Annotated in this window: 11 protein-coding genes, 1 tRNA gene and 1 pseudogene; 8 read left to right on the top strand and 5 right to left on the bottom strand. The window is 40.8% G+C overall.

The features are described from left to right. Positions 1-435 precede the first annotated feature (435 nt). Positions 436-558, bottom strand: coding sequence for a hypothetical protein (locus tag Q0791_RS14105; protein ID WP_299007496.1), 123 nt, complete (start codon positions 556-558; stop codon positions 436-438). 354 nt (positions 559-912) lie between these two features. Between Q0791_RS14105 and yghU the strand changes: the two genes are divergently transcribed. From yghU to solA, 3 genes are all read left to right on the top strand, one after another. Further along, positions 913-1767, top strand: a complete 855-nt coding sequence (yghU, locus tag Q0791_RS14100) for a glutathione-dependent disulfide-bond oxidoreductase (RefSeq protein WP_299007494.1) — start codon at positions 913-915, stop codon at positions 1765-1767. An 87-nt stretch (positions 1768-1854) separates the two neighbouring features. Beyond that, positions 1855-2763, top strand: coding sequence for a nuclease-related domain-containing protein (locus Q0791_RS14095; protein ID WP_299007492.1), 909 nt, complete (start codon positions 1855-1857; stop codon positions 2761-2763). A gap of 236 nt (positions 2764-2999) precedes the next feature. Next, entirely contained in the window at positions 3000-4142 is a 1143-nt protein-coding gene (gene solA, locus Q0791_RS14090) for an N-methyl-L-tryptophan oxidase (protein WP_299007490.1), read from the top strand. A 61-nt stretch (positions 4143-4203) separates the two neighbouring features. Here the strand turns inward: solA and Q0791_RS14085 are convergent. After that, a pseudogene (locus tag Q0791_RS14085) lies at positions 4204-4383 on the bottom strand (P-loop NTPase fold protein); the annotation flags it as partial. Between the two features lie 189 nt (positions 4384-4572). Here Q0791_RS14085 and Q0791_RS14080 point away from each other — a divergent pair. The 3 genes from Q0791_RS14080 to Q0791_RS14070 all read left to right on the top strand — a co-directional run bounded on the left by Q0791_RS14080 (position 4573) and on the right by Q0791_RS14070 (position 6836). Further along, positions 4573-4830 (top strand): hypothetical protein, encoded by a 258-nt coding sequence (locus tag Q0791_RS14080; protein ID WP_299007488.1) that lies wholly within the window; start codon positions 4573-4575, stop codon positions 4828-4830. Between the two features lie 2 nt (positions 4831-4832). Beyond that, positions 4833-5246 (top strand): translesion error-prone DNA polymerase V autoproteolytic subunit, encoded by a 414-nt coding sequence (umuD, locus tag Q0791_RS14075; protein WP_299007485.1) that lies wholly within the window; start codon positions 4833-4835, stop codon positions 5244-5246. Between the two features lie 288 nt (positions 5247-5534). Next, entirely contained in the window at positions 5535-6836 is a 1302-nt protein-coding gene (locus tag Q0791_RS14070; RefSeq protein ID WP_299007482.1) for a Y-family DNA polymerase, read from the top strand. A gap of 12 nt (positions 6837-6848) precedes the next feature. Here the strand turns inward: Q0791_RS14070 and Q0791_RS14065 are convergent, their stop codons facing one another. The 3 genes from Q0791_RS14065 to Q0791_RS14055 all read right to left on the bottom strand — a co-directional run bounded on the left by Q0791_RS14065 (position 6849) and on the right by Q0791_RS14055 (position 9080). After that, positions 6849-8114 carry a hypothetical protein gene (locus tag Q0791_RS14065; protein WP_299007480.1) on the bottom strand — a complete coding sequence of 422 codons (1266 nt, stop codon included), beginning with the start codon at positions 8112-8114 and terminating at the stop codon, positions 6849-6851. An 85-nt stretch (positions 8115-8199) separates the two neighbouring features. Further along, complete coding sequence (locus Q0791_RS14060) at positions 8200-8646, bottom strand: hypothetical protein (RefSeq protein WP_299007477.1); 447 nt, start codon at positions 8644-8646, stop codon at positions 8200-8202. A gap of 357 nt (positions 8647-9003) precedes the next feature. Further along, positions 9004-9080 (bottom strand) — tRNA-Ile (locus tag Q0791_RS14055). 406 nt (positions 9081-9486) lie between these two features. Here Q0791_RS14055 and fdhD point away from each other — a divergent pair. Then, a complete protein-coding gene (fdhD, locus tag Q0791_RS14050) occupies positions 9487-10335 on the top strand; it encodes a formate dehydrogenase accessory sulfurtransferase FdhD (RefSeq protein ID WP_299007474.1) in 849 nt (282 codons plus the stop codon). Between the two features lie 24 nt (positions 10336-10359). Then, positions 10360-12675 (top strand): FdhF/YdeP family oxidoreductase, encoded by a 2316-nt coding sequence (locus Q0791_RS14045; protein WP_299007469.1) that lies wholly within the window; start codon positions 10360-10362, stop codon positions 12673-12675. Positions 12676-12753: the final 78 nt, after the last annotated feature.

The raw sequence follows: 12753 nt of genomic DNA, 5'->3' as shown, positions 1-12753 counted from the left end.
AGACGCTGATTAAAAGCTAGTTGATGGTGTTATATTTTGCGAGTAAGTTCATCCAATGATAGGAAAGTGTGAGTTTTAGTTTTTTAGTTGGGTGTAGTGGGTTGGCAGCCTGATTTTCAGGCTACGGAACGTTAACTAACCTGAACTCGGGATAATGAGTGTCAACAATGTGAGGTAACCCATTTAATATCAAAAAATTGGATGAAATTGGGTTATCCTTTATTTTCGGACTTGGCTTAATACTGCAATTTTTGTCGATATCAAGGCGAGATTTCGACTCTAATAGCGGGCTATTAGTAGAAATCACAACACAGATAGGGGCAAAAATAGTGCTATTAAGCGGCGCTGCTTATCCCGAATTCAGGTTAACTATTAAAACAATGTTAAGCGGGACTCGCAGTTATCAATGTATCGGAGTCGTTTTGATAAGCTTGTTCAAAATTTTTCGCGATAGGATCGGGGGAATAAATGGAAGTCTCCTTGTTTGATGGAATGAATAACGGCTTGTGCGACACTGTCGAGTGTCGCGCCTTCAGTAAAACCTGCTTGTGCGGCCATATCGATAGGGCTAGGATGTTCACTTAATACATGAATATTTTTTCCTTATACATTGATTTTTTAATGTTTTATTTCAACTTGGTTTAAAAAGCGTCGGGAAATTGCACTTTGTGTACCAGTTGGTATACAATATAATGTACTTATCGGTACATAATTGTCAAGTTTATTTTTAATCATGTTATTTTTTATTTTAAGTTAATGATTTAATTGGTTTTAAACTTCTTGTTACATTATTGCAGCTTGTCATTAAAATAAAATGTGCGAGGAGGGCTAAGCTTAGTGGCCAGCTATGATTTTGAAGGATGATTTTGAATAAGTTCAGTATCATTTTTAAGTATTAAATGAGGAAACATCATGGCAAAGATATACACACCACCTAAAGTGTGGCAAATGAACAATGAAAATGGTGGCCAATGGACCAGTATTAATAGACCTGATGCTGGTGCGCGTTACCAGCAAGCTTTGCCTGTGGGTGAGCATGCTCTGCAGCTGTATTCAATGGCAACCCCTAATGGGCAGAAGATCACTATTATGCTTGAAGAGTTATTAGCTTTGGGGATCACAGAAGCTGAATATGATGCACATTTAATTAATATCGGTGATGGTGAACAATTTTCATCGGGTTTTGTTGAAGTGAATCCGAACTCAAAAATTCCTGCGCTGGTGGATAATACCAATGAAATGCCTGTGAATGTGTTTGAGTCGGGGGCGATTTTATTGTATTTAGCCGAAAAGTTTGGCCACTTTTTACCCCATGAGCGACAGCAGCGCACACAAGTGATGAATTGGCTTTTTTGGTTGCAAGGGGCTGCGCCTTATCTGGGAGGCGGTTTTGGGCATTTTTATGCTTATTCTCCTGAGAAATATGAATACCCTATTAACCGTTTTACGATGGAAGTGAAACGTCAATTGGATGTATTGAATAAACAACTCGCTAACCATACTTATATTGCAGGCGATGAGTACAGTATTGCCGATATGGCGATTTGGCCTTGGTACGGTAATTTAGTACTGGGCAAAACCTATGATGCGGCAGAGTTTTTAGATGTAAACAACTATCGACATGTGCAACGTTGGGCTAAAACACTCTCGGAGCGAAAAGCGGTGCAACGTGGTCGTATTGTCAATCGCACTTGGGGTGAAGAGAGTGAGCGTTTAGATAACCGTCACAGTGCTGCCGATATCGACCGAGTGTTGAGAAAGCGTTAAAAAGAGTGATTTTGTCGTTCAATGAGTAATCGATTGCAATCTATACTTGTTGTTATTCGTTATTGAATAGCAACAAGGATGTTAGCTATGTTCGCTTTTACCGTGAATTTACTGCCTAGTATAATATTATTATCAGGGTCTTATTTAATACTCGCTTTGATGTATCTCGTTTTGTTTAAACGGGATAAGACCTTGGCCCTGCCTATTGATAAATCTTTATTGCAGCGCTTGCCGGGTTTTGGAGTATCAGAGCAACTTCGAGATTTACAAATTCAATTGATAGGTCCTATTTTCATCGCGACATTGATCGTCTCATTTCCTTTTAGCTTAGTGGGTTTTCAACATCTTATTAAGAAGGGGACTTTCAATTGGTTGTTAATTATTATTGTTTTATTGGGGCTGTTTTTATGCTGCGTTCAAACTTGGCGGATTATGCATAAAATGATGAAGTTACGTTTGGGGTATACAGCAGAGATTGCAACTGCGAGTGAGTTAGTAAGGTTACAAGCATTAGGCTATCAAGTATTTCATGATATTCAGGCCGATAACTTTAATATCGATCATCTCATTGTTGGGCCCAATGGTGTCTTTGCGATAGAAACGAAAGGTCGGTATAAGCGTCTAATAGGTAATAAAAGCAAGAAAAATTATAAACTTGTATATGAGGCGAGTTATAACGCTAAATTAGGCGAGAAGGCAAAACTGATTTTTCCTTCTTGGTGTGAAACTAAGCCATTAGAGCAAGCACAGAGACAAGCTAAATGGGTCAGCCATTGGTTAACAACCAGTTCGGGCTTATCGGTGACAGCTTTTCCTATATTAGTTTTCCCCGGTTGGTTTATTGAGCTTAAAGCTAAACCTCCTTTTCCTATATTAAATCATAAGCAGTTGCCTTCTGTTTTGCCCAAACTGGGTCATCAAACATGGTCACAAATTGATATTAATCGTATTGCCCATCAAATCGCGCAGCGCTGTGTCTACGGTGAGCAACAATAATTTAAAAGAGAGATGATGGACCTACAGTCATTAAACAAGGGTTAACTCTTTGCTTATAACAATATTGATAATATCAGAGGTAAAGTATATATCGTTGATATTAAGTGCTTAATTAAAAACCTTAAAGGTTAAAAGTAAAAGCGAAATACAAGATGATTTTAGCTCAGGTACCTACTTGTGAGTTTTGTTGAGCATGACTATGGTTAATTCCATCAAACACAAGAAAGGACTGGTCGATGAGCAACAACAAACATTTTGATGTGCTTGTTATCGGTGTCGGTGGCATGGGCAGTGCCACAGTTTATGAGTTGGCAAAACGCGGTAAGAAAGTACTAGGACTGGAGCAATACGATATTCCTAATACTATGGGTTCTTCTCATGGGCTTACTCGTATTATTCGTCTTGCCTATATGGAAGATCCGGCTTATGTTCCGCTATTGTATCGAGCCTATGAGTTATGGCGAGATATTCAACTAAAATCGGGTAGAACCTTGTTACATATTACTGGTGGTATTGATGCATCATTTGAAGAGGGAGCGGTGTTTCAGGGTTCCTTGTTAGCTTGCCAGACTTATCATTTACCCTATCGAGTATACAATCATAAAACGCTGAAAAAGGATTTTCCAGCATTTAACTTAAGCTCTGGAATGCTAGCGGTTTATCAGCCCGATGGTGGATTTTTGCTGTCAGAGGATTGTATTTCGGCTTATGTGGAGCAGGCTTTATTTCTTGGCGCCGAAATTCATGGTAGAGAGAAAGTGATTGGTTGGTCAGCGAATGAAAGTGGTGTGCTTGTTAACACTGACAGAGCGTGCTATAGCGCGGATAAGTTAGTTGTGACGGCAGGCCCTTGGTCCAACAAATTATTGATACCATTGCAAGGTGATAAAGCGGTGCCGGAACGACAAGTGGTCATTTGGACACAACCGAAACAACCTGAATTTTTTGCTATGGGAAAGCTGCCAATATGGGTACTTGGTGATGAACAGGATATGTATTATGGCTTTCCTGTTCATGGCATACCTGGATTCAAATACGGTAAGTTACATCATCTTAGACAAAAAGTTGATCCCGACAAGATGGATCGCGAATGCTCTTTAAAAGATGAGAAAATATTACGCCAATTTGCTGAGCGCTTTTTTCCTGAATCAACAGGGCCAACTCTATCGATGAGGTCATGCTTATTTACCAATACTAAGGATAATCATTTTATTGTGGACCGTCATCCTGATCATGAACACGTGATCTTTGCTGCTGGATTCTCGGGCCATGGTTTTAAATTTGTCAGTGTCATTGGTGAAGTTTTGGCACAAAAAGCGTGCGATGAAACTGTGTTATTGGATATTGATTTATTTCGTTTGAATAGGCCTACTATCTGATAAAACTCATTGTTATGGATGAGATCACGGTCATTAATGGATTGTCTGAATAATCTTGCTTTCACGCATCGACATAAATCACTGGGTAATGCTGCTTTAACGTATCAAACCAGCATTTGAGAAAGTAGGTTTTACCTGAGCCCCATTCTGAGTTGAGGTTAATCACATAGTTTTTATATGTATTTGGCTGCTGACTGGTATTCGTTGCTTGCGAAACCAAAAAGTGAGTGAGAAATTTAGCGTATTTTGCTCTATCAAGTTTGTCGGCAGGAAAGCTTTCTGTTTTTTCATCCTTCTTATTTTAAGTTTGAGAAATGATAATATCAGCAGGTTTAGACCAATCAAATGTTAAAGGCTCACTCATAGCGTATATCCATATTCAATATACTTTACAGTATCTTGTTGGTTTTTAGTCCTTGATGCAATGTGAATGAGTGAAAATGTGAGCCTGCAACACTTTGTATCTCAGCGCTGTGTTTCCTTGGTGGTTTGCCATGTTTTTCGCTATGATAAATTATACTGTATAAATAAACAGTGTTTTGTGCGTCACTGGCAGGTTGTCAGCATTAGACGACCGCTTTTTGAGGCCATGGTTGAGGCGATGCTTGAGGCTATGCTTGAGGTGATGCTTGAGGCCATGGTCGGGAATGAGCAGCGTAAGCAAATAGGCGATAAAGGCGAGGCGTAATAATGAAAGTGATCCCAATTTATATTGCAGCGGGGATCAATGGTTTTGAAAGTCCTGCAGCAGAATATTTACAGTTATCACTGAGTCTAGATGAACTTTTAGTGGAACATCCCAGTGCGACATTTTTAGGCTTTGCGAAAGGGGACTCAATGCAAGAATTAGGGATATTTGATAACGATATATTGATTGTGGATAGGCATGTCAAAGTCAATCAATATGATGTCATCGTGGCCAACTTAAATGGAGAGTTTGTGTGTAAGCAATTGGATATGCATAGACGTTTACTTTTGTCTGCGAATCATGCTCATCAAGCGGTGAGGGTGAATGATTATGATCAATTTAGTATTGAAGGTGTCGTCACACGCTCGGTACGCTGTCATCGCCCCAGTCCAGTTTTGCTCGACATAGCCAAGTGATGGAAAGAGATGAGAGGCTGCGTGTTATTGAATAAACTGGCACCTTTCAATTCTTCACTAGACATGAGACAGCCGAAGGTGGGGATAGGATAGATATGTGATGAGAGGTCGTGTGTTATTGAATAAACTGGCACCTTTCAATGCTTCACTAGACATGAGACAGCCAAAGGTGGGGATAGGATAGATATGTGATGAGAAGTCGTGTGTTATTGAATAAACAGGTGCCATCAAATTCCTTACTAGATATCAATTCCTCACTAGACATGAGATAGATAAAGGTGAATAGCTATGTTTGCATTAGTGGATGCTAATAATTTTTATTGCAGTGCTGAGCAAGTTTTTCGTCCTGACTGGCGGGGAAAAGCTATGGTGGTACTGTCTAATAATGATGGCTGTATTGTGGCGGCCAATCGGCAAGCTAAGGCATTAGGGATCAAAAAATTTGTCCCTTATTTTCAAGTAAAAGCCTTATGTGAAAAGCATGGAGTGATTGCGCTATCATCAAATTATGCGCTATATGGCGATTTATCCATGAAAATGATGCAAATCATTGGTCGTTTTGCGTCTGAGCAATACATTTACTCCATTGATGAGAGCTTTTTGTCTTTTAAGCAAGGAGCAAAAGGGGCGGAAAGTGATGCTGAATGTATTGATATGGGCCGGCATATTCGCCGCGCGGTATGGAAAGAGGCTCGTTTACCTGTTTCCGTGGGAATGGGAGAAACACTCACCTTGGCAAAGCTGGCGAATCATGTTGCCAAGATAATACCTGAATATAGCGGGGTTTGCGTGATAGATTCAGCAGAGAAGCGGCTGAATTTGTTAAAACAAGTGCCTGTGGGTGAGGTGTGGGGAATAGGGCGCAAATCAGCAAAGAAGCTCATTGATATGGGTGTTAACAGTGCTTATGACTTGTCACGCCTTTTTCATCATCAAGCATATAATACACCGAATAAACTGTTGGCTTTCGGTTTTAATATTGAAGTTAGTCGTATTATTGCTGAGTTAAATGGTGAAACCGTTAAAGAATGGGGGAAAGTGCATGTTGATAAACAACAGGTTTTTTCCACACGCAGTTTAGGGGAGCGTATAGTGAATGATTTCGATGCCCTTTGTCAGGCCCTGTGTTTACATCTGGATATTGCCGCAGTAAAAATGCGCCAACAGCAATCGAGCTGTTTACAGTTATTGGTGTTTGCCATGAGCTCACCCCATGATACTCATTCCCGTGCTTTTAAGGTGTTGCATACCTTTGAGCGACCCGTCAGTTCAAGCTTGGAGCTCAGCGCTGCAGTGAAACGGCTTGCACCACGTTTATACCATAAAGGTGTGCGTTACTATAAAGTGGGCGTGGGGCTGATGGATTTGGTGAGCCGCCACCATCAGCAATTGGACATGTTCTCCCCTATGCTTGAACACCCAAATTTGATGCCTGTGTACGATAAACTGAATCAGCGTTTTGGTCGCGGTACTTTGTTTGTTGCCGCCCAAGGAACAAGGGAGTCGCGATCCCATTGGACCATGCGCCGCGCCTATTTAACGCCGCAATACACCACTGATTGGCGATCTTTACCGATTATTCATTGCTAACGAATTAAACTGTTAGGCATTAGAAGAGCGGAACCAATTGAGCATGGAGTCTTTTAATGAACTTAAGTAATTAGATAGCCTAATTTCCCAAGTGAGATTAGGGGTAAAGACGTGTTTAGCCTTTGACGAGCGAACTGTGATGGGATCGCTATTATCCTTTGGAATGCTATTATCCTTTGGAGCGCTACTGTCTTTTGGAATGATGCGACTTTGGTGTTCGCCTAAGGGAATTGTTTTTCCTTGGCCATGATAGCCTGTTACTTGAGCATTATAAAAGCCCATAACGCCTAAAGAGTCACTGAATTCTTGGGCAAAAGGTTGGCGATCAATGGTTTTAGTACTCCAAAAAAACAGCCAAGGTTTACTTATTGTTTTGGTTTTACTGGCTTCCTCTAATTGGGGCTCATCAAAGGCGGTAATTCTATGGCTGTCCGCGCTCCAACAACTGGTTGTTCGAATATCGATGAAATCTTTTCTTAGCCCTGCTTTAGCGAGATTGCTCGCGAGTTGATAAGCGGTTATTCCTTCATTTAAATTTGAATCTATTTTAGGGGTTAGCGTATAGCTTCCAGCGCCACCATGACCGATAATGTAGAGTTTATTTTTGTCAGGTGAAAGTTGTTGGAGCTTATGTTCGCTCTGATCACTGTGTACTTCTAGTTTGATTAATACATCGCGAAAAGCCGCTGAGTTTTCGGCTAATTTAACAATGTGGGCCAATGTTTCTGCTGTATTAATAAATCTGTTTAGTTGTTCGGACGTGAGCGTTTTAAAAGGGCGTGCTTGCTGTGAAGAAGGCGCTTCAGATGTGGATGAGGCTCGTAATGCGAGTTCTTTTTTAGCCGCTGCAGCGTCTCTTTCGGGGGCCTCTAATACTTGACTTATCTGTACTCCTTGGTCTTTGGCATAACCAGCGAGAAGGGTGTGTGCTTTGTCGGCCTTGTCTGTATAAGTCTTTAGAAGTGTTGTTTTTATTTGTTCAAACTGAGCTTTAGCATTGTCATCTTTCAGAATAACAGGATAGAGTGGCTTATCCTGTTTGAGTCTATTTAAGTTATGACCCAAACAAGATAATACGGAATCTTTTACAGCAAAGGGGCTATAGATCATCCCTTCCTTTTCTACTTTGAGACTCTTGCTTTGACTCACAGATTGATCGCTGGAAATCCCCTTAAGCTGCTGGGCCACTTCGGATTTTACAGTGCTGCTTTTTGCCGTTTGATGAATGAGTGGCTGAGATAAAGGCGTCGTTTGTGTTGGGCTTGAAATACTGGGCATAATGATAGAACCTAATGATACAGGGTTTAGCTAATCGACTGGGCAAATCGATTGGCTGGAGTGGCAGAATAAGCGTTAATGGCGTTTAACTTTTTTGATTGAATATTTGACAAATCCCATCCACTTTTTGATAAAAATACTCAATAATGCTTCCTAGGTTTTGTGGTGCATGAAGGCATGCAGGATCGACTAAGGCTTTAAGTTCATAGCCTTGTTTTGCTTCAACTAGAATAGCCTGCTCTAATTCGACATTGGGTATGGGGAACTGCAATAGTGTAAAAAGCTCACCGGCATGATTGAGGCAGAGCGTGGATGTGAGATCAGTAAAGGCTGACCATAGCCATAATCGATCATTTTCAATGCTAATGCTGATATTGGGTAAGTTATCAAATTCAAGATGAATACTGGCATGTTCACCAAAAGACGTCAGTTTATCTTGAGGGCAGTCTAGGCTAATGAGTGCTTGCTCGACTAATGTCTTGAGACTTTGCTGGTTATGTTGTGAAAAAGAAAGGGGTGTCACTAATTGCATCGTTATTGACCTGTTATTCAAAGTTGACCGAGTGAATCGAAGCGCCTTTGGCGTCAATATAAGACGTTCATCTAACGTGTTATATTAAAAAACCAATCAATTTAAATAATCTGGTCTGATGTGTTGTGTTTAGGTTATCAAATTTGTTTTTTGTAATATGTAACGCTAGTTAAAACAATTCATTAAACATAAGTTTACGGTGGATTGCACTGCTTTACTTTGGGCGTGTTTGCATTAAAATTCAACGAAATATCATTCACTGTTCTGAAATTGGCTTTTGAGGTGAATAAAATAAAGAAGATAGCATAAACGAAAAACGCGCAGTAAGTTTTAGCTTACTGCGCGTTATCTTAAATTTGGTGGCCCCTCACAGACTCGAACTGTGGACCTAACGATTATGAGTCGTGTGCTCTAACCAACTGAGCTAAGGGGCCGACTTAAGGTAATCGTCATTACCGAAAGCGAGAGAGAGTATACGAACTTTAATTGCGCTTGTCACCTTAGATTTTAATAGAAAATGCTATATTTGATTCAAGTGCTTATCTGTTAATCAATTCATGGCGATTTTTTCTGAAATGCAGCTGTTTCTTATCATTTTGTTGATAAGCAAGATTGTGTTGTGCAATGAATAGGTCAATGTTGAGTTTTTCACTGGCTGCGAAACATAAAAGGAATGTATAGGAAGTATCTTAAGGGGAAGATTTAACCTATTATGTTAATAACGCATGTTAGCCTGCTAGCCATGGGACTAAGATTATGGGTAGCGATGATGGTTAACGTGGTTTTACAGCATGAGTTATAGCATGAGTTATGGCCTAGGTTATGACATGAGTTGAAAGCATGAAGGCTGATTTTCCTAAAGCGGTGTTGTCAAATACAGAGTTTGAGCTGCAATCGAATCATTTTTTTTCATTTGAGCCCATTGATGAAGCCGTTAATCTCACTCGTTCTCCGTCAAAGGCGCAGCATGTACCTTTGGTCGCTGAATATCCACTATCACTCAGTTATAACGGTATTAATTATGCGGTGATGATGGTCTCTCCCTATCACTTGAATGATTTTATTCTAGGATTTTCAATTTCTGAAGCCTTAATTACGCACTCATGGCAACTCAAAGACATTGAATACCAGCACACAGAATTAGGTATTGAAGCCAGTATTACCATTAATGAGCGCGCTTTTAATGCCATGAAAAATAAGAGGCGACAGTTATCAGGGCGAACGGGTTGTGGTATTTGTGGCAGTGAGGCCTTAGAAATGCTTTGGCTACAGCACTCCCCCTTGCAATCAAGTCCTTTGCCGTCAGCATTGTCGTTGCAAGGGTTAAAGCAAAAAATCACTTCTTGGCAGCAACATGGAAAAGTGACCGGTGCGCTACATGCAGCCTTGTTTGTCACCCACGCAGGTGAAATTCTTGCCTGCCGTGAAGATGTCGGACGGCATAACGCATTGGATAAGTTATTGGGTTTGATCTGTAAAGCACAATACGATGTGGCATCTGGATTTGTGTTGGTGACCAGTCGTTGCAGTTATGAGTTGGTGCAAAAATTGGTGTTGCATGGTGTGGGTACCTTAGCTTGTTTATCGTCGCCCAGTTCTTTAGCTGTTATTTGGGCTAAAAAATATAACGTTAATCTTATTCACATTCCGAAAAAAGAGGCTGCTAGAGTCTATCACCGCAGTGTATAGCCTTTGTGTTTCTGAGGAGTCACTATGAGTAAAAAAATAACGCAGTATCATAATGCAGCTGGAGGCTGGGGGGCGCTTGCAAGTACGGCGAAGCACCTGATTAAAAGTGAAAATATTGCTAAAAATATTCGTAATTTGCTGAATACGAATCAAGATGAAGGTTTTGACTGTCCGGGCTGCGCTTGGGGGGAAGATGATGAGGCAGGCCATTTTAAGTTCTGTGAAAATGGCGCTAAGGCCGTGAGTTGGGAAGCGACCAGTAAAAGAGTGGGAAGCGATTTTTTTGCTTCAAAGACAGTGAGTGAACTTAAAAAGCAAGATGGGCATTTTTTAGAGTCTCAGGGGCGATTGCATCAACCCTTATCTTATGATGCACAAACGGATCATTACCTTCCTATCAGTTGGAATAAGGCTTTTGAATTAATCGCCACTGAGTTAAATGGATTAGCCTCGCCTGATCAGGCAGAGTTTTATACTTCGGGCAGAACCAGTAATGAAGCCGCTTTTTTATATCAGTTGTTCGTCAGGATGTTTGGTACCAATAATTTTGCGGATTGCTCCAATATGTGTCATGAAGCCAGTGGTGTGGCGTTGAAACAGGCGCTGGGTGTGGGGGAAGGCACAGTACAACTGATAGACTTTGAGTATGCCGATGCGATTTTTGTGTTTGGACAAAACCCAGGTTCTAATCATCCAAGAATGTTAGATAGTTTATATAAAGCGGCTCGACGAGGTGCGAATATTGTTAGTTTTAATACATTAAAAGAGCGAGGGTTAGAGCGCTTTGCGAGCCCACAAAACGCGGTAGAAATGTTGAAAAATAGCTCGACGCAGATCAGTAGTTTGTACTTGACTCCTCAATTGGGGGGGGATATGGCTGCCATTAGAGGTATGGTAAAAGTCATGCTCACTGTTGATAAGCAGCGTAAGGCAAAGAATGAACCTGGCGTATTTGATGAGGCTTTTATCACACAACATTGTGAAGGATTAGAAGATTATATTCAGCAGGTTGAAAATACGAGCTGGGAACAGATTGAATCCCAGTCAGGCTTGACTCAAGCTCAAATTGAGCAAGCTGCGCAAGTGCATTTAAGTAGTGAGAGAGTGATTTTTACTTGGGCAATGGGGATTACTCAACATAAACATTCTGTCGCAACCATACATGAAATCGTTAATATGCAGCTGCTGCGAGGTCAACTGGGAAAACATGGTTCGGGTCTTTGTCCTGTCAGAGGGCATAGTAATGTGCAAGGTGATAGAACCATGGGGATTAATGAAAAGCCTTCGATGCCTTTTTTAAATAAATTAGGCGAAGTCTTTGCCTTCTCTCCACCTCAACAGCCGGGTCATAATACAGTGCAAGCGATTCGAGCTATGTTGGATAATCGAAGTAAAGTGTTTATTGGATTAGGAGGAAACTTTGCGGTTGCTACCCCCGACACTAAAGTGACGGAGCAAGCCTTGAGTCAGTGTGAATTAACAGTTCATGTGGCGACAAAATTAAATCGTAGTCATTTGATTGTGGGCAAAAAAGCGTTAATTTTACCTTGTTTAGGTCGAACAGATATTGATGTACAAGCGAAAGGACCGCAAAAAGTCACAGTGGAAGACTCTTTTAGTATGGTGCATGCATCAATGGGGGTCGTGCCCAGTGATATCGGTGACATGCGTTCAGAAGTGGCGATTGTGGCTGGTATAGCTGACGCAACCTTAGGGAGCGAAGTCGTTTGTTGGCAGAATTTTGTTGATGATTATAGTGTGATCAGGGATAAAATTGCTGAAGTATTTCCGAAATTTAAAGATTTTAATGAGAAGATTAATCATCCCGGTGGTTTTTATTTAGGTAGCGCTGCCGCTGAGTATCATTGGCAAACACCAACAAAAAAAGCACAGATAATGTCGCATTCATTACCCACATCTATTTTAGCATTTGATCCCAATACACTGACGGATCAAACGACATTTGTACTGCAAACATTGCGCTCGCACGATCAGTATAATACAACAATTTATGGCATGGAGGACAGATATCGAGGAGTGCATGGACACCGTAAAGTGTTAATAATGAATAGTAAAGATATGCAGCAACAAGGCTTGATACATTTAGATAAGGTGGTGCTGACGTCATTGTGGCCAAATAATAGCACTAGACAGTTATCGGGTTTTACTGTGATTGAGTATGATATTCCTCGTGGCAATGTGGCGGCTTACTATCCTGAGGCAAATGCATTAGTGCCATTAGACAGTGTGGGAGAGCAGAGTGACACACCGACTTATAAATCCATTGCGATCATGGTGGATAAAGATCCTGCTTATATCAATGTGAAAATGGAAGACTAGTGTAATACCAATTCCATTATATAGATGATCAATTCAGAGCTTCTCAGGCTTTTCAATTCAAGGCGCATTTATGCTGTA

The sequence above is a fragment of the uncultured Shewanella sp. genome, assembly GCF_947495455.1.
Classification (GTDB): domain Bacteria; phylum Pseudomonadota; class Gammaproteobacteria; order Enterobacterales; family Shewanellaceae; genus Shewanella.
Note: the sequence above shows the minus strand (reverse complement) of the source record. Positions and strands in the feature narration are given on the sequence as shown.

Bases quoted from the DNA above. Each gene is read 5' to 3' on its own strand.
- yghU (WP_299007494.1), top strand. From the start codon at position 913: ATGGCAAAGATATACACACCACCTAAAGTGTGGCAAATGAACAATGAA.
- fdhD (WP_299007474.1), top strand. From the start codon at position 9,487: ATGAAGGCTGATTTTCCTAAAGCGGTGTTGTCAAATACAGAGTTTGAG.
- Q0791_RS14060 (WP_299007477.1), bottom strand. From the start codon at position 8,646: ATGCAATTAGTGACACCCCTTTCTTTTTCACAACATAACCAGCAAAGT.
- Q0791_RS14105 (WP_299007496.1), bottom strand. From the start codon at position 558: ATGGCCGCACAAGCAGGTTTTACTGAAGGCGCGACACTCGACAGTGTC.
- Q0791_RS14095 (WP_299007492.1), top strand. From the start codon at position 1,855: ATGTTCGCTTTTACCGTGAATTTACTGCCTAGTATAATATTATTATCA.
- Q0791_RS14070 (WP_299007482.1), top strand. From the start codon at position 5,535: ATGTTTGCATTAGTGGATGCTAATAATTTTTATTGCAGTGCTGAGCAA.
- solA (WP_299007490.1), top strand. From the start codon at position 3,000: ATGAGCAACAACAAACATTTTGATGTGCTTGTTATCGGTGTCGGTGGC.
- umuD (WP_299007485.1), top strand. From the start codon at position 4,833: ATGAAAGTGATCCCAATTTATATTGCAGCGGGGATCAATGGTTTTGAA.
- Q0791_RS14065 (WP_299007480.1), bottom strand. From the start codon at position 8,114: ATGCCCAGTATTTCAAGCCCAACACAAACGACGCCTTTATCTCAGCCA.
- Q0791_RS14045 (WP_299007469.1), top strand. From the start codon at position 10,360: ATGAGTAAAAAAATAACGCAGTATCATAATGCAGCTGGAGGCTGGGGG.
- Q0791_RS14080 (WP_299007488.1), top strand. From the start codon at position 4,573: ATGAGTGAAAATGTGAGCCTGCAACACTTTGTATCTCAGCGCTGTGTT.